The organism is Aeromonas sp. Marseille-Q7275 (genome assembly GCF_965119515.1).
This window is the reverse complement of record NZ_CBCPLW010000012.1, coordinates 22165-37582: the sequence shown is the minus strand read 5'-3', so window position 1 is coordinate 37582 and position 15418 is coordinate 22165. Positions and strand designations below refer to the sequence as shown.

15 protein-coding genes and 1 pseudogene are annotated in these 15418 nt (G+C 62.1%); 7 read left to right on the top strand and 9 right to left on the bottom strand.

Annotation, left to right across the window (positions count from 1 at the left end; genetic code table 11):
• Positions 1-133: 133 nt before the first annotated feature.
• Complete coding sequence (locus ACWPWQ_RS12665) at positions 134-1321, top strand: HD-GYP domain-containing protein (protein WP_139434857.1); 1188 nt, start codon at positions 134-136, stop codon at positions 1319-1321.
• Here ACWPWQ_RS12665 and ACWPWQ_RS12660 read toward each other — a convergent pair.
• Positions 1318-1506, bottom strand: a complete 189-nt coding sequence (locus ACWPWQ_RS12660; protein ID WP_139434855.1) for a hypothetical protein — start codon at positions 1504-1506, stop codon at positions 1318-1320. The genes ACWPWQ_RS12665 and ACWPWQ_RS12660 overlap by 4 nt on opposite strands.
• A 123-nt stretch (positions 1507-1629) precedes the next feature.
• A complete protein-coding gene (gene fsa, locus ACWPWQ_RS12655) occupies positions 1630-2283 on the bottom strand; it encodes a fructose-6-phosphate aldolase (protein WP_265436688.1) in 654 nt (217 codons plus the stop codon).
• Between the two features lie 128 nt (positions 2284-2411).
• Here fsa and ACWPWQ_RS12650 point away from each other — a divergent pair, with 128 nt between their 5' ends.
• The 5 genes and pseudogenes from ACWPWQ_RS12650 to ACWPWQ_RS12630 all read left to right on the top strand — a co-directional run bounded on the left by ACWPWQ_RS12650 (position 2412) and on the right by ACWPWQ_RS12630 (position 9555).
• Positions 2412-3308, top strand: coding sequence for a glycyl-radical enzyme activating protein (locus ACWPWQ_RS12650; RefSeq protein ID WP_454009925.1), 897 nt, complete (start codon positions 2412-2414; stop codon positions 3306-3308).
• Positions 3309-3312: 4 nt separating this feature from the next.
• On the top strand, positions 3313-5745 hold the full coding sequence (locus tag ACWPWQ_RS12645; protein WP_454009924.1) for a formate C-acetyltransferase/glycerol dehydratase family glycyl radical enzyme: 2433 nt from the start codon (positions 3313-3315) through the stop codon (positions 5743-5745).
• 95 nt (positions 5746-5840) lie between these two features.
• A pseudogene (locus tag ACWPWQ_RS12640) lies at positions 5841-6586 on the top strand (DeoR family transcriptional regulator).
• Between the two features lie 133 nt (positions 6587-6719).
• Entirely contained in the window at positions 6720-7613 is an 894-nt protein-coding gene (locus ACWPWQ_RS12635) for an EamA family transporter (protein WP_139434844.1), read from the top strand.
• Positions 7614-7749: 136 nt separating this feature from the next.
• Positions 7750-9555 carry an extracellular solute-binding protein gene (locus ACWPWQ_RS12630; protein WP_454009995.1) on the top strand — a complete coding sequence of 602 codons (1806 nt, stop codon included), beginning with the start codon at positions 7750-7752 and terminating at the stop codon, positions 9553-9555.
• Between the two features lie 86 nt (positions 9556-9641).
• Here the strand turns inward: ACWPWQ_RS12630 and ACWPWQ_RS12625 are convergent, their stop codons facing one another.
• Together ACWPWQ_RS12625 and ACWPWQ_RS12620 are read right to left on the bottom strand one after the other, a co-directional pair.
• Positions 9642-10034: a DUF2750 domain-containing protein gene (locus ACWPWQ_RS12625; protein ID WP_005331447.1), complete on the bottom strand. Its 393-nt coding sequence runs from the start codon at positions 10032-10034 to the stop codon at positions 9642-9644.
• Positions 10035-10128: 94 nt separating this feature from the next.
• Complete coding sequence (locus ACWPWQ_RS12620; RefSeq protein WP_454009923.1) at positions 10129-10686, bottom strand: hypothetical protein; 558 nt, start codon at positions 10684-10686, stop codon at positions 10129-10131.
• Between the two features lie 248 nt (positions 10687-10934).
• Between ACWPWQ_RS12620 and ACWPWQ_RS12615 the strand changes: the two genes are divergently transcribed.
• The gene (locus ACWPWQ_RS12615) at positions 10935-11183 is read left to right on the top strand and encodes a TIGR02647 family protein (RefSeq protein ID WP_202046142.1); all 249 of its coding nucleotides are present in this window, start codon (positions 10935-10937) and stop codon (positions 11181-11183) included.
• On the opposite strand, the gene ACWPWQ_RS12610 is transcribed toward ACWPWQ_RS12615, so the two are convergent.
• The 5 genes from ACWPWQ_RS12610 to pdhA all read right to left on the bottom strand — a co-directional run bounded on the left by ACWPWQ_RS12610 (position 11170) and on the right by pdhA (position 15248).
• On the bottom strand, positions 11170-11466 hold the full coding sequence (locus ACWPWQ_RS12610; protein WP_454009994.1) for a hypothetical protein: 297 nt from the start codon (positions 11464-11466) through the stop codon (positions 11170-11172). The genes ACWPWQ_RS12615 and ACWPWQ_RS12610 overlap by 14 nt on opposite strands.
• 95 nt (positions 11467-11561) lie before the next feature.
• Positions 11562-11771, bottom strand: a complete 210-nt coding sequence (locus ACWPWQ_RS12605; protein WP_005331438.1) for a cold-shock protein — start codon at positions 11769-11771, stop codon at positions 11562-11564.
• A 205-nt stretch (positions 11772-11976) separates the two neighbouring features.
• Positions 11977-13077: a dihydrolipoamide acetyltransferase family protein gene (locus ACWPWQ_RS12600; protein ID WP_454009922.1), complete on the bottom strand. Its 1101-nt coding sequence runs from the start codon at positions 13075-13077 to the stop codon at positions 11977-11979.
• A gap of 94 nt (positions 13078-13171) precedes the next feature.
• On the bottom strand, positions 13172-14158 hold the full coding sequence (locus tag ACWPWQ_RS12595) for an alpha-ketoacid dehydrogenase subunit beta (RefSeq protein WP_218409232.1): 987 nt from the start codon (positions 14156-14158) through the stop codon (positions 13172-13174).
• Positions 14151-15248 carry a pyruvate dehydrogenase (acetyl-transferring) E1 component subunit alpha gene (gene pdhA / locus ACWPWQ_RS12590; RefSeq protein WP_454009921.1) on the bottom strand — a complete coding sequence of 366 codons (1098 nt, stop codon included), beginning with the start codon at positions 15246-15248 and terminating at the stop codon, positions 14151-14153. The genes ACWPWQ_RS12595 and pdhA overlap by 8 nt, the downstream gene beginning before the upstream one ends.
• Positions 15249-15418 lie beyond the last annotated feature (170 nt).

Here is a 15418-nt window from a genome sequence, read left to right as displayed (position 1 = left end):
ATATAGGCCGGCCCCCACAACGCCAGCACTAAGGGAGAAGTTAGGCAGATGGCGCCTGACGCCATGATGTGCCAGTGATAGACTGCCGACAGAGCGCCGACAACACGCATAATAATAATCCCAGGAAGCCACCATGAAGCCGACTCAGCCTCATCCCGTCATCCCCGTCAACCAGTTGCAACCTGGCATGTACGTGATAGCCATCGCCAGCCAGACCGGCGCCATGGAAATCGCCCAGACGGGGCTGGTGACCAACCGTCAGCAGGTGGATGCGCTGATCCGGCGCGGCGTGCTGACGGTGCGGGTGGATCTCGCCCGCAGCAAACTGCCCGGGATCGAGCAGGTCGTCTCCCCGAGCCCAGCCCAAAGTGCAGGCTCGGCGCGTCCCGCAGGCAGTGGCGAAGGGCGCGAGCTCAAGATCCGCCGTCTCTATCAGGAGGCGCGCGAGCTGCAGGGCAAGTTCATTCGCCACCTCAAGGCCGGGGAACCCATCGACATCACTCCGCTGGCGGCGGTCGCCGAGGAGATGGTGGACACCATGTTCACCCATGGCGACGCCATGCTCTGTCTGGCGCGGATCCGGGCCAAGGATGCCTACCTGATGGAACACTCCATGAACGTGGCCATACTGCTCGCCAACTTCGGCCGTTATCTGGGGCTTGAGCGCAGCGTGCTCAAGGAGCTGACCCTGGGTGGCCTGCTCCACGACGTGGGCAAGATCATGACCCCGGACGAGGTGCTGAACAAGCCGGGCAAGCTGACCGACGAGGAGTTTGGCGTGATGCGCCAGCACGTGGTGCACAGCTACGACATCCTCAGCAATACCGCCGGCATCACCCCCACCATGCTGGAGGTGGCCGCCAACCACCACGAGCGCCTCGATGGCACCGGCTATCCGCAGCGGCTCAAGGGGGATCAGCTCTCCCTCTACACCCGCATGAGCGGCATCGTCGATGTCTACGATGCGGTGACGGCAGACAGGGTCTACAAGCAGGGGATGCAGCCGACCCAGGCGTTTCGCATCCTGCTCAAAGGCATCAACCAGCACTTTGATGCCGAGCTGGTCACCAAGTTCATCAAGTGCATGGGGGTCTATCCGGTGGGCACTCTGGTGCAGCTCTCCAACCAGCGGCTGGCGGTCGTGATGCAGCGCAACGAACAGCAGCCGCTCAAGCCGCTGGTCAAGGTGATCTATCACGCCACCCAGCGCCACTACCTCGAGGTGCAGTGGCTGGATCTCGCCAGAAATGGGGGGCAGGAGAGCATAGAGAGCACGGTCGATCCCAAGGAGTTTGGCATCAACCTGGCCAACTTCGTCTAGCGAACCTGGGACTCCGGTGCCTGCTCGCGGCAATAACGGAGGAGGAACTCCTCATCCAGCGGGGAGAGATCGAAGCGAACGCAGGCCTCCTCGATGGCCCGGATGTCGTGTTCATGGTGTTCGCTGAGCCAGCGTACGGCGCGGCGCAGATCCTCACCATGGGGCAGCAGGGTATGGTCGCTCATGGGATACCTCCGGTAGACAGCAAGGCGGCCAGCGAAGGTGGCCACCTCTTCCAAGTCTAGTCGGTCAATCCCCATCACCCGCGCCTCTTCACCCTCCCCCCCTCTATCACTGCAGTCAGGCAATCAGCGACCGAAGGCGCGCTGCCAATCCTGATCAAACTTCACCAGCGCCGCATCCACCGCAGGCACGTTCAGCAGCTGCTCCGCCACATCAAGCGGCAATGTGATGGATTGGCAACCGGCCAGCAGGCAGTCAAGCGCCTGACGGGGAGTACGGAATGACGCCGCCAGCACCTTGCTGTTCGGGGCGTGCAGCTCAAGCAGCTGTTGCAGCTCCTGCACGGTGGCGATGCCATCACCACCCTGGGCATCCAGCCGGTTCACGTAGGGAGCGACATATTCCGCCCCCGCCACCGCCGCCAGCCAGCCTTGCAACGGGGTATAGACAGCCGTGCCCAGGGTCGGCACGCCGTTGGCGGTCAGGCTCTTGATGGCCGCCAGCCCCTCTGCGCATACCGGGATCTTGATCACCAGATCCGGGTCCAGCTCACGCAGGGCAAATGCCTCGCGCACCATCTCGGTTTCGGTTTTGGCCATCACCTGGGCAAACAGTCGAGCCTTGGGTCCCAGCACGTCGCGCAGGGCGGGCAGCAGCTCGTCGAGCGGCAATCCCCCGGCGGCAGTAATGGAAGGATTGGTGGTAACACCGGCCAACGGCAGGATCCGTGACCAGCGACGCACTGCCGCCACATCGGCGGTATCGAGATACAGCTCCATCTCTAACTCCTTAATGGGATGTTCAATATGTCGCCATTCTAGCGATAAAACATCTGCAAATTACTTGATCGAAATCAAATCAACCTTCGAATGAAAGCAAATAGAATAAAAAAACAAAAGGAGGCGGTATGATTTTCGACCTGCAACGATATTCAACTCACGATGGCCCCGGCATTCGCACCCTGGTATTTCTCAAGGGGTGTTCGCTGGCCTGTCTGTGGTGTCAAAACCCGGAGAGCCGCTCTCCCAAGCCGGACATATTACTCGACCGGCGCCAATGCATTGAGGGATGCCAGCTCTGTAGCCAGACCTGTCCGGCTATCTTGCGTGACAGCGAGGGGATCCAGCTCACCCGTTCAGCCCTCAAGGCCGAAGATATGGAACGGCTGCGCGGCCTCTGCCCGAGCGAAGCGCTGCAAGTGTGCGGCCGGGATGAAACCCTGGATACCCTGATGGACACCATACTGCGGGATCGCCCCTTCTTCGAGCGCAGCGGCGGTGGCGTCACCCTCTCCGGTGGCGAGCCGTTTATGCAGCCCGACTTTGCCGCCGCCCTGCTGGCCCGCTGCAAGGCACAAGGGCTGCACACCGCGGTCGAGAGCTGCCTCCATGTGCCCTGGCACCAGATTGAGCCGAGCCTCCCCTCACTGGATCTGGTGCTGGCGGATCTCAAACACGTGGATAAAGAACGTTTCTTCCACTGGACCCGCGGCAAGGTGGAGCTGCCCATCGCGAACCTCAAACGCCTCGCCGAGCACGGCGTGCCGATGCAGATCCGGGTACCGCTCATTCCCGGCTTCAATGCCGACCGCGAATCGATCGAAGCCATCACCGACACCGCCGCCAGCCTCGGCATTGTGCAAGAGATCCACTTCCTCCCCTACCACACGCTGGGGATGGGCAAATATGCCCTGCTGGATCTGCCCTATCAGGCGCCGGACACACCGCTCGACGACCCCGATTTACTCCGCTTTGCCCACGCATACGCCCAACATCAGGGGCTGACCCCTGTGACCAGAGGATAAGATCATGACCCAGCTCGACCTCAATACCCTCAGCCCGCGGATCCGCGCCCACAAAGAGAGCCTGATCCACATCGTTCAGCCACCGGTCTGCACCGAGCGTGCCCGCCACTACACCGAGGCCTATCAGGCTCATCTCGCCCGCCCGCTGCCGGTGCGTCGCGCCCTGGCGCTGGCTCATCACCTCAAGGAACGCACCATCTGGATCAAGCACGACGAGCTTATCGTCGGCAATCAGGCCAGTCAGGTACGGGCGGCGCCGCTGTTTCCCGAATACACGGTGAGCTGGATTGAGAAGGAAATAGACGAGCTGGCAGACAGACCCGGTGCCGGCTTTGCGGTCAGCGAAACCGACAAGGCGATCATCCATGCCCTCACCCCCTTCTGGCGTGGCCAAACGGTGCAGGATCGCTGCTTCGGCCTCTTTACCGACGAGCAGAAAGCGCTGCTGGAGAGCGGCATCATCAAGGCCGAGGGCAACATGACCTCGGGGGATGCCCACCTCGCGGTCAACTACGAGGAGCTGCTCACACTGGGGCTCGATGGCTTCAAGGCCAAGGTGGCCGAGCGGCGCAGTCGGCTGGATCTGGCGGATTGGGCCGATCTGCAGCGCGAGCAGTTCCTGCACGCCGTCGCCATCACCCTGGAGGCGGTCAGCGATCATATCGGGCGCTACGCCATCCTTGCCCGCGACATGGCCGTGCAGGAGCCGCGCCCCGAGCGCCAAAGCGAGCTTGAGACCATGGCGCTCAACTGCGCCCACATCGCCCACCAGCCACCCGAGACCTTCTGGCAGGCGCTGCAGCTCTGCTACTTTATCCAGCTCATCCTGCAGATCGAATCCAACGGCCACTCGGTGTCGTTTGGCCGGATGGATCAGTACCTCTACCCCTGGTATCGCCGCGAGGTGGAATTGTCGGAATCTCTGCCTCGGACACGCGCCATCGAACTGCTGCAAGGATGCTGGCTCAAATTGCTGGAGGTGAACAAGATCCGCTCCGGCACCCACTCCAAGGCCTCCGCCGGCAGCCCGCTCTACCAGAACGTCACCATCGGCGGCCAGAACTGGCGTGATGGTGCGGCCCATGACGCAGTCAACGGCCTCTCCTACGCGATTCTGGAGTCCTGCGGCCAGCTACGCTCGACCCAGCCCAACCTCTCGGTGCGCTACCACGCGGGGATGAGCGAGGATTTCCTCGACGCCTGCATTCAGGTGATCCGCTGCGGCTTCGGCATGCCCGCCTTCAACAACGACGAGGTGGTGATCCCCGAGTTCATCAAGCTCGGGGTGAGCGTGGAGGATGCCCACCACTATGCCGCCATCGGTTGCATCGAGACCGCCGTGCCCGGCAAGTGGGGCTACCGCTGCACCGGCATGAGCTTTATCAACTTCGCCCGCATTCTGCTGGCCTCCCTCGATGGCGGCCGCGATGCCACCACAGGCAAGGTCTTCCTGCCCCAACCCCAATCGCTGCGAGACGGCAGCTTTGGCAACTTTGACGAGGTGATGGCCCGCTGGGATGAGCAGGTGCGCTACTTCACCCGCAAATCCATCGAGATCGACTGCGTGGTCGACAGCGTGCTGGAGGCGCAGGCCCATGACATCCTCTGCAGCACTTTGGTAGATGACTGCATCGAGCGCGGCAAGACCATTAAGGAGGGGGGCGCCGTCTATGACTGGGTCTCCGGTCTGCAGGTGGGGATCGCCAACCTCGGCAACAGTCTGGCTGCCCTGAAGAAACTGGTGTTCGAACAGGGTGCGGTGGATCAGCACGAGCTGGCCGCCGCCCTGGAGCAAGACTTTGCCGGGCTGGCGGGGGAGCAGTTGCGCCAGCGCCTCACCAACGCTGCCCCCAAATATGGCAACGATCTGGACGAGGTTGACCTGCTGCTGGTGCAGGCTTACCAGAGCTACATCGACGAGCTCAAGGGGATGCACAACACCCGCTTCGGCCGTGGCCCCATCGGCGGTACTTACTATGCCGGCACCTCCTCCATCTCCGCCAACGTGCCCTTCGGTGCCGCCACCATGGCCACCCCGGATGGTCGCCGCGCCCGCACCCCGCTGGCGGAAGGGGCCAGCCCCTCCTCGGGGTCGGATCGTCTCGGCCCGACGGCGGTATTCAACTCCATCGGCAAGCTGCCCACGGCGGCCATCCTCGGCGGGGTGCTGCTCAACCAGAAGCTGAGTCCGGCCAGCCTTGAGAACGAGCGGGACAAAACCAAGCTGATGAGCCTGCTGCGCACCTTCTTCGAGGTGCACAAGGGGTGGCACGTGCAGTACAACATCGTCTCGCGCGAAACCCTGCTGGCGGCCAAGGCCAATCCGGATCAGTACCGGGATCTGGTGGTGCGGGTGGCCGGCTATTCGGCCTTCTTCACCGCCTTATCCCCGGATGCGCAAGATGATATCATCGCCCGCACCGAGCACAGTCTCTGACGGGGCGCCCCCCATGGCGCCCGTGACGTCATATGATTGGCAAGCCACCCCAGGGGTGGCTTGCCGCTATCCACCACCTTGCATGCGAGCGCACCATGAATCCACGCCACCAACTGATCCTCACCCTGGTACATCAGGCCCGCAAGATGAGCGTGGCCGAGCTGTCACGGCACACAGGGGTGTCAGAGGTGACGGTGCGCAACGACCTCACCGCGCTGGAGAAACAGGGACTGCTCAGACGGGTGCACGGCTCGGCCATGGCGCTGGAGACCGATGATCCGGATGCCCGGATGAACATCAACTACCTGCTCAAGGAGCGCCTCGCCGAGCGGGCCGCCCAGCTGGTGGAAGATGGCGAGACGGTCTTTATCGAAGGGGGCAGCGCCAACGCAATGCTGGCGCGCCACCTTGCCCTGCACAAGCGGGTCATCATCATCACCATCAGCAGCTATATCGCCCATCTGCTCAAGGACACCCCGGCTCAGGTGGTGCTGCTCGGCGGCCTGTTCCAGCATCAGAGCGAAAGCGTGGTGGGGCCGCTGACGCGCCTCTGCATCGAGCAGGTGCACTTCTCCAAGGCCTTCATCGGGGTCGACGGTTTTCACCCCGAGGTGGGCTTTACCGGCCGCGACATGATGCGGGCCGACGTGGTCAACAGCGTGCTGGCCAAGGGGATGACCAATGTGGTCATCACCGACAGCAGCAAATTTGGCGCCATCCACCCCAGCCAGCTGGGTGCCCCGGGCCAGATCGGCGTGCTGGTCACCGACGATGGCCAGTTCGCCCCCATGCGCGCCGCCATCGTAGCCCGCGGCATAACCTGCACTGCGTCACCGCCTGAACCTGTCATTGCGGCTTGCCGCCTGACCTGCCCCACCTCCCCGCTTGCGACTTGACGCCAGCCACCCTGTCGAGGGTATGCTTCGCTCTTCCGGCGCCATCTCATGGCCCTGCCTCTCACACAAGGACGCTGTATGCAAGCCAAGGACAAGTGTCTGGCCGCCCTGGTCATTCTCTGCTGGGGACTCAACTTCGTGGCGATCAAATGGGGGCTGGAGGGCATACCGCCGCTGCTGCTGGGGGCGCTGCGCTTCGTCGGCGTTGTCTTCCCCGCCATCTTGCTGGTGCCCAGGCCCGCCATGCCCTGGCGCTGGCTGCTGGCCTATGGCGGCGCCATCAGCCTGGGGCAGTTCGCCTTCCTGTTCTGCGCCATGAAGTTCGGCATGCCAGCGGGCATGGCCTCCCTGGTGCTGCAATCCCAGGTGGTGTTCACCCTGCTGTTCGCCATGATCTGGCTGGGGGAGCGCTGGCAGCCCCACCACTGGGTAGCGCTGCCACTGGCGGGGGCCGGTCTCTATCTCATCGCCACCCATGGCGAAGGCAACCTGACCCTGCTCGGCTTCGTGCTGACCCTGTGCGCCGCCGCCTGCTGGGGCCTTGGCAACGTCATCAATCGCCAGATTGGGCTGCGTTACCAGACCGCGCTGCCAAGCCTTATCGCCTGGGGCGGCCTGGTGCCCATACTGCCCTTCTTCGCGCTCTCCTGGTTGTTCGAGGGGCCCGATGTCATTGCCACCAGCCTGCTCAACTTCAGCTGGCAGGGGCTCTTGTGCGTACTCTATCTCTCGCTGGTCGCCACTTGGCTTGGCTACGGCCTCTGGGGGCGGCTGCTGATGCGCTATCCGGTGGCCCAGGTGGCGCCACTCTCCCTGCTGGTGCCCTGCGTCGGCATGGTGGCGGCCGCCCTGCTGCTCGATGAGCACCCCACGTCACTGCAGTGGCTGGGATCCGGCCTGGTGCTGCTCGGCTTCGTGGTCCATCTGCTGGGCGGAAAAATGAGGTTGTTCAAGGCACAAGCCGAGCATTGACCTCGATGGGGAAACTTCCCATGATGAGACAGGCCCTTACGGGCCCCACAGCTTGACCCGGCAGGACGCCAACCATCAGGAGAGCAAGGACATGCTGCACAGTTCACCCTCGGTCATCCCCGCTTTGCCCCGTGTCATGCGGGCCGCGGCCATGATGCTCCCCCTCTGCTGGAGCGCCTTCGGCTGGAGTGCCACCCTGCCGGCGGATCTCAAGTGGGAGAGCAACGACACAGACCCCGTCTATGCCGATCCAGAGGCCAAACGGGGCGGCACCTTCCGTGACTTCATGTCGAGCTTCCCGCTCACCTTGCGCAAGTACGGGCCCGACTCCAACGGCGGCTTCGCCGGTTACGTCCGCGAAACCAATCTGCCCCTGCTCGCCACCCATCCGGTGACCGGCAATCCCATTCCCATGCTGGCCAGCGCATGGGCCTTCGGCGCCGACCACAAGACCCTCTATTTTCGCCTCAATCCCAAGGCGCGCTGGTCGGACGGCCAGCCCGTCACCGCCGATGACTGGCTCTTTACCCTCAAGATGATGCGCAGCAAGGAGATCAATGATCCCTGGTACAACAACTACTACAGCACCCAGATAAGCGAGGTCACCAGGTTCGACGATCACACCCTCGCCATCACCAGCGGCACCGAGAAGAGCCGGGAGGATTTGCTGGAATCTCTGCCGTTCAGCCCGGAGCCGAGCCATGCCATCCAGCTCACGGCCAACTGGGTCAAGGAGTACAACTGGAAGGTGCTGCCGGTCACCGGCGCCTACCAGATTGGCGAGCTGAAGAAGGGCAAGTCGGTCACCTTCAACCGGGTCAAGGATTGGTGGGGTGACGGGGAGCGCTATTTCCAGCACCGCTTCAACCCGGACCGGATAGAGATCAAGGTGCTCAGGGATCAGAACATCGCCTGGCAGCACTTCCTGCGCGGCGATCTCGACACCTTCCCTCTGGTCATGCCCAACTGGTGGCACGACAAGAGCAAGACAGCCGAGTTCGAGAAGGGCTATATCGAGCGGCTCTGGTTCTACAACCAGACGCCGCAGTCCCCCATGGGGCTTTACCTCAACACCGCAGACCCGCTGCTCAAGGATATCAATGTGCGGCTCGGCATCCAGTATGCCCTCGCCCTCGACAAGATGATCGCCACCCTGCTGCGGGGGGACTACCAGCGCCTCAACAGCTACGGCTCGGGCCAGGGGGCCTTTACCAACACCGACATCAAGGCACGCCCCTTCGATCCCAGGCTCGCACGGGACTACTTCGCCAAGGCGGGCTTCACCAAGACGGGGCCGGATGGCATCTTGCAAAACGACAAGGGCCAGCCCCTCTCCCTCAGCATCACCTACACCACGGCCGAGCATGCCCAGCGCCTGACCCTGCTGCGGGAAGAGGCGAAGAAGGCGGGCCTCAATCTGGAGCTGAACCTGATGGATGCCTCCGCCGGCTTCAAATCCATGCTGGAGAAGAAGCACCAGAGCGCCTGGATGGCCTGGAGCAGTGGCCGCTACCCGGCCTACTGGGAGCACTTCCACAAGGTCAACGCCAACAAGCCCCAGACCAACAACATTATGAACCTCGATGACGACGCCATCTCGGCCCTGGTGGAGCAATACGACAAGGCCTTCGACTTCGGCAAGAAGGCCGAGCTCTCACGGCAGATCCAGCAGCGGCTCTATGAGCTGGCCAGCTTCGTCCCCGCCTATCAGGTCCCCTATACCCGGGCAGGTGCCTGGCGCTGGATAAAACTGCCCAAGACGCCGGCAACGCCCCAGAGCGATCTGCTCTACTGGCCCCTGGATGGCGCCAACTCGGGCTACAGCTTCGGCGGCCTGCTCTGGATTGACGAGCAGCTGAAAGCGGAGACGAAAGCCGCCATCAAGCAGGGCAAGACCTTCCCTCCCGTCACCCTGATCGACACCCGCTATCAACAGCCCTGAGCCCTCTCCACGCTCTGGCTCGGCGCAAACAAAAGACCCCGCACTGTGGCGGGGTCTTCTTTGTGGCGGCAGCGCCTGGACGGGGCTTAGCCGCGCTTGGCCTGCTTTTGCGCGATGGCGTCGGCCACGTCGGCCGGATCCAGCACTATGCCTTCCTGCTCCGGGGTCGGGAACACGGCCACACAGAGCTCGTCCTGCTCCATGCCATCGACCCAGCGATCCAGCCACACCTTGAGGGTGATGGACTGCGGCTTGCAGTCTGCCCACTCGCCTTCGGCCCAGGCCTTGGCGTATTCCGGATGCGGCCAGACCGGGATGCAGTCTTCGTCTTCGGTGGTCAGCATCATGACGCCGTGCTCGTCGGTCAGAACAAACAGCTCTTCGTGCTCGACCAGCTTGCTGATGAAGTGATCAAAGCGGTAGTCGGCGTTCAGTTGCAGCGCGGCATTGCGCTCGGTGTCGCTAAGTTCATAGCTCATTGGTCAAGTCTCTCATTCAATAAAGGGCGACATGTTCACATCTTGCTGGCGCCTTGTCCAGCAAGAGTGCTCAGTCGCCCCTGTTTCGGCGATCTCAGCCCAGCGCCGGGGTCATCAGGGTGATCTCCGCCGTCTCGCAGAAACGCTGGCGCAGCCAGTAGGCGGACTCCACCTCGACGAAACAGAGCTGATCCCGCCCGGCCTGCACACCTTGCATGATCTGCTCGAAGCGCGCCTGTTGCTGCTGCTGCCAGGCGGTCGCCAGCCCGGTGCCATGGGCTTCATCCACCACCTCGCGGCGCAGCTCGAACAGGTTATCGGTGATCGGGCTGTTGATCTTGCCAGGGCTGTGCCAGTACATCAGCAGGTTGTCCAGCATCTCTTCGTCGTAACTCGCCAGCGCGTCCAGCTCGGGAGTATCCCCCTCGCCGCCGGTTCCGAAGTCGCACCACCCCACCGCCAGAGGGGCCAGGGTCTGGGCCCCGCCCCCCTTGCCATGCTGGCGCAGGGCGGCGACATCCGCCCCCTTGATGGAAGGCAGCCAGAGATCCCCCTGATGCTCATCGAGCAAGGGGAGCAACAAGGACGGAGCATAAACAGGAAAGCGGGGACCTAGGGTGTGCAGCAGAGATACCAGAGTGACAGTGATCATGAGACGCGCCTTGAGCTGGAAGACCTGGGTTCATACCTGGCCAGGGGGACAAAAGAGGGGCCATTCTACCATGTTTAGCGGCACGCGGACTCTGCTCGTCCAGCCAGCCGGGGCGTGATGCTTCCGGCCAAAAAAGCAGCGTTCGGGCACAGCCGGCCCAGACAAAGCCCAATACTTTGAGCCAGCGCCCACTAAAGTCAAACCGGGAATGCTAGTTTGCATACATCTTTAGCGTAAGGAGTGCATCCATGAGTGGGATCGACCAGGTTTCCGACGATTTTGTGAATGAGCTGAAAATACTGGCATGCTTTGATCCGGCGAACATGAGTCTGGGGATCAAGTTACGCAGCGACATGTCTGAAGAGCTGTGCCTGGCGGCGCAGCGTCTGCACAGCCAAGGCTTGATCAGTGCCGTCGATGGCGGCTATCTGACCCCCTTCGGCATGACCATGCTGGAGCATCTTCAACACCTGCTGGTGGCACTCAAGCCGAATTGAGTTCCTGCGGCGCCCAGAGCGAGAAGTTGAGCAATTCCCAGCGCTTTCCCTGCCGCAGCAAACAAGCAAACAACAAAGGACCTTCGGGTCCTTTTACCTTGCCATCGATCAGCCACTCCCCTGCCCGCTTCGGGACAGGCTGCACCTTGATCTCCTCGGGCTGCTCTGCCTTGCCCAAACGCACCTGCACGAATTGCTGGCACACGGTCACGGCCTCGCTGGCCGCAGGATCCGGCACGGGAGCATTGGCAAGCACCACGGTCAACAAGAGTGATGGGAGCATGATGATGGTCATTGGCAAAGGTGGTTTATGAATATGCCATAAAACAAAAAGCCGTGGCACCAGAGGTACCACGGCTTTCTTAAATTCTGTAAGAATTACAGAGCAGTTACGTTCTCAGCCTGCGGGCCTTTCTGACCTTGGGTCACAGAGAACTGTACGCGCTGACCTTCAGCCAGGGTACGGAAACCGTTACCGCTGATAGCGCTGAAGTGAACGAAAACGTCCGGGCCGTTTTCTTGCTGGATGAAGCCAAAACCTTTGGTTTCGTTGAAAAACTTAACGGTACCGGTGATCATGTTAGACATATCTTTAACCTGTATTCAAAATAATTACTTATGCTTTTCAGCGGATAAAGCTCAAAAACGGGATTAACTTATGAACAACAGGAAAAGATGCAAAACATCATATTCATTGACATAACTAACGCCCTTTCAAGCTGGTTTAGATTATACGTGCCTTTGTCGATTACGCAACCAAATTTGCACCCCGCCAAGGGCAGGGTGCAATCACTTACGCATCCGCCGCTTCCAGTGCCTGAACCAAGGCTTTGAGGAAGCGCGCCGCCTCCCCGCCGGTACAGGCCCTGTGGTCAAAGGTCATCGACAAGGGCAGTGCCCGGACCGGCCGCGCCTCCCCATGGATGAAGACCACTTTTTCGAACAATTTGCCCGCCCCTATGATGGCCACCTGGGGTGGCGTGACGATAGGGCTGGCATAACGGCCTGCTATGGCACCGAAGTTGGTGAGAGTGATGGTCGCCCCCTGCAGCATCTCTCGCGGCACGGCGCGTGCCTTCACATCGGCGATCATCCGATCCAGTCCGAGCCTTATGTCCGCCCTCTCCCGCTCGGCCACGTTCTCCATCACCGGCACATAGAGCCCGTGCTTGGAGTCGACGGCAATGGCCACGTTGACCTCCCTGAACAGCCGTCTTGACAGGGTATCCCCGTCAAACCAGGCATTCATGGAGGGCTCGGCACGACACGCCACCCCGATGGCCTTGATGAGGCGCACCGTCACGTCTTCGTCTGCCCGCCAGTGACGCAGGTCCACCTCGTCGGTGATGCTGACCGGCACCACTGTCTGATGGGAGTGCTCCATCGCCTTGGCCATGGCCCGGCGCGAGCCCTTGAGGAACTCGTTGCCGCTGCTCTGCAGCGCTTCGAAGGCGCTCTGCACGTCCTGCTCGGTCACCATGCCGGCGCTGCCAGTGCCCTTGAGCCTGTCGATGTCCAGCCCCAGTTTTTGCGCCAGCAGACGTACCGCCGGCATGGCCTGCACCAGGGCGCCACCGGGTGCCATGGCTCCCACCACGAAGTGATCCTCGATGTGCCGTTGATGGGCGCTGACCTTGCCCACCACAGTACCGTCGTCTTCACCTCCTTCGAACTCCACCAGGGGAGCACCGATGTGGAGTATGTCTCCCTCCTGGCCGCACAGCCTGGCGATCACTCCCGCCACCGGCGAGGGCACATCCACCAGCGCCTTGGCAGTTTCCACCGACAGCAGCACCTGATCGACACTCACGGTATCGCCGGCACTGACCTTCCATTCGACTATCTCGGCCTCGGCCAAACCTTCGCCCAGATCCGGTAATTTGAAAAATTTCATGACCAGTTCTCCATCCGCGGGAACATCACCAAAGATTGACCGACTTCATGGCTCTTCCTTGCTCGGGCGCCTGGGCGCCAACAGTTGAGAGACGTCATAGCCACTTGTTCTCCATCAGTTGGTGAGCCGCATCCGCAATATCCTGCTCGGTGATGAGGTAATACTCCTCGTTGCGATAGTAGGGGACGGCGGCATCCACCCCGGTGAGGCGCTTTGGCGGCGCCTTGAGGGAGGTCAACGCCTCCTCGGTGACCCGCGCCACGATTTCGGCACCGACCCCGAAGCTGCCGCACGCCTCGTGCACCACCAGCAGACGCCCGGTCTTGCGCACCGAGGCCAGGATGCTCTCCATGTCCAGGGGCTTGATGGTGGCGAGATCCAGCACCTCGCACTGGATGTCCTGCTCCGCCAGCAGGGCGGCGGCTCGCATCACCTCCTGGATGCAGGCTCCCCACGCAACCACGGTGAGATCCCGTCCGGGCCTCAGGGTGAAGCAGACATCCAGCGGCAGGCCGACGCCGTCATCCACCACGTCCGACTTCATGGAGCGATAGATACGATCCGGTTCGAAGAACATCACGGGATCCGGATCGCGAATGGCCGAGAGCAGCAGGCCATATGCCCGCCTCGGGCTGGAGGGGATGACCACCCGCAGGCCCGGAATATGGGCAAACAACGCCTCCACACTCTCACTGTGGTGCTCGGGCGAATGAATACCGGCACCGTAGGGGGAGCGGTAGACGATGGGGCAGGAGAGCCGGCCGCGGGTGCGGTTTCGCATTCGTGCCGCCTGGCAGATGATCTGCTCCATGCCGGGGAAGATGAAGCCCTGGAACTGGAATTCGGCAACGGGTTTGAGCCCCTGGGTCGCCATGCCGACCGCCACCCCGGCGATCAGTCCCTCCGCCAGCGGCGTATCGATCACCCGCTTGAAGCCAAACTTGTCCCGCAGGCCCACGGTGGCGCGAAACACCCCGCCGTTGACTCCCACATCTTCACCCAACACCACCACATCGGGGTCGTGCTCCATCTCATGGTGCAATGCCAGATTGACCGCTTCGAGCAGTGTCATGTCACTCATGGTGTGTCTCCCCGCCGCGCTGCTGCATGCCCTTGGCGATGATGCGCTGACGCTGGGCACGATACTCCCGCGGCAGCTCGGCAAACTGATAATCGAGCAGGGTTTCCGGCGCCTGCGCCGTTGTGCCTTCATAAACGGCCACTGCTCGTTCGACCTCGCGGGCCGCCTCGGCCAGCAATGCCTGCTCCTGCTGCTCGTCCCACCAGCCCTGCTCAAACATGAACTGGCGCAGCCGCTTGACCGGTTCCTTGGCCCAGGCTGCTTCCACTTCGGCCGCTTCCCGATAGCGGGTCGCATCATCGGCCGTGGTGTGATCCCCGAGCCGGTAGCTGACGGCTTCGATCAGCGTCGGCCCCTTGCCGCTGCGGGCCCGCTCCATGGCGGCGCGGGTCGCCTCATAGACGGCCACCACGTCGTTGCCATCGACCTGCAGGCTGCGCACCCCGGCCCCTATGCCCTTCTGGGCCAAAGTAGGCGCGCTCGACTGCAGCTTGCGTGGCACCGAGATGGCCCACTGGTTGTTGTTGATGATCATCACCATGGGGAGGTGCCAGACGCCGGCACAGTTGAGCCCCTCGAGAAAATCCCCCTTGGAGGTGCCGCCATCCCCTATGGTCACCACGGCGACCCTGGGCTGGTTGCGCAGCTTGAAGGCGGCCGCTATGCCGGCGGCATGGGTGATCTGGGTGGCGATGGGGACGCAGATGGGCAAGTCTTCCGACAACTCGCCATCGGCCTTGTAGAAGACACTGCCCCTTTCATCTCCGCCCCAATATTGCAGGTTCTGCTCCATGGGCACGCCCCGCACATAGAGGGTGGGCATGTCCCGGTAATAGGGCACATAGACATCCTCCGGCCGCATGGCGAGACCAACCCCGATCCCCACCGCTTCCGCCCCCAGGTGGGAGGGAAAGGTGCCGAGCTTGCCGGTTCGCTGCAGTGCTATCGCTTTCTTGTCGTAACTGCGCACCATCACCATGTTGCGGTAGAAGGTGTGCAGCATCGCCTTGTCCAGCCAGGTCGGCAGTGTCGCGACCGGGCGCCCCTCCTCATCGAGGTAACGAAGGAAGGGGATGTCGACATGGGTCATAACTGGCTCCTTGCCGTTGTCAGCGTCACCACCATGAGGTGACCCTTAGAATGTAAATAAGATGTTAAGCAAAGGGCAACGTGATTCATTCAGGTAAGACCAGTAGAAACTTCTTTAATTTCAGAAAGAAGATGAGATTTTCGGCGAGCAGAAACGAAGAAGGGAGCCCT

Excerpts from the sequence above, each read along its gene's own strand:
- ACWPWQ_RS12625 (WP_005331447.1), bottom strand. The coding sequence starts at position 10,034 with ATGAGCTATGAACTTAGCGACACCGAGCGCAATGCCGCGCTGCAACTG.
- ACWPWQ_RS12600 (WP_454009922.1), bottom strand. The coding sequence starts at position 13,077 with ATGAAATTTTTCAAATTACCGGATCTGGGCGAAGGTTTGGCCGAGGCC.
- fsa (WP_265436688.1), bottom strand. The coding sequence starts at position 2,283 with ATGGAGCTGTATCTCGATACCGCCGATGTGGCGGCAGTGCGTCGCTGG.
- pdhA (WP_454009921.1), bottom strand. The coding sequence starts at position 15,248 with ATGACCCATGTCGACATCCCCTTCCTTCGTTACCTCGATGAGGAGGGG.
- ACWPWQ_RS12595 (WP_218409232.1), bottom strand. The coding sequence starts at position 14,158 with ATGAGTGACATGACACTGCTCGAAGCGGTCAATCTGGCATTGCACCAT.
- ACWPWQ_RS12620 (WP_454009923.1), bottom strand. The coding sequence starts at position 10,686 with ATGATCACTGTCACTCTGGTATCTCTGCTGCACACCCTAGGTCCCCGC.
- ACWPWQ_RS12660 (WP_139434855.1), bottom strand. The coding sequence starts at position 1,506 with ATGAGCGACCATACCCTGCTGCCCCATGGTGAGGATCTGCGCCGCGCC.
- ACWPWQ_RS12610 (WP_454009994.1), bottom strand. The coding sequence starts at position 11,466 with ATGCTCCCATCACTCTTGTTGACCGTGGTGCTTGCCAATGCTCCCGTG.
- ACWPWQ_RS12605 (WP_005331438.1), bottom strand. The coding sequence starts at position 11,771 with ATGTCTAACATGATCACCGGTACCGTTAAGTTTTTCAACGAAACCAAA.
- ACWPWQ_RS12645 (WP_454009924.1), top strand. The coding sequence starts at position 3,313 with ATGACCCAGCTCGACCTCAATACCCTCAGCCCGCGGATCCGCGCCCAC.
- ACWPWQ_RS12630 (WP_454009995.1), top strand. The coding sequence starts at position 7,750 with ATGCGGGCCGCGGCCATGATGCTCCCCCTCTGCTGGAGCGCCTTCGGC.
- ACWPWQ_RS12665 (WP_139434857.1), top strand. The coding sequence starts at position 134 with ATGAAGCCGACTCAGCCTCATCCCGTCATCCCCGTCAACCAGTTGCAA.
- ACWPWQ_RS12650 (WP_454009925.1), top strand. The coding sequence starts at position 2,412 with ATGATTTTCGACCTGCAACGATATTCAACTCACGATGGCCCCGGCATT.
- ACWPWQ_RS12635 (WP_139434844.1), top strand. The coding sequence starts at position 6,720 with ATGCAAGCCAAGGACAAGTGTCTGGCCGCCCTGGTCATTCTCTGCTGG.
- ACWPWQ_RS12615 (WP_202046142.1), top strand. The coding sequence starts at position 10,935 with ATGAGTGGGATCGACCAGGTTTCCGACGATTTTGTGAATGAGCTGAAA.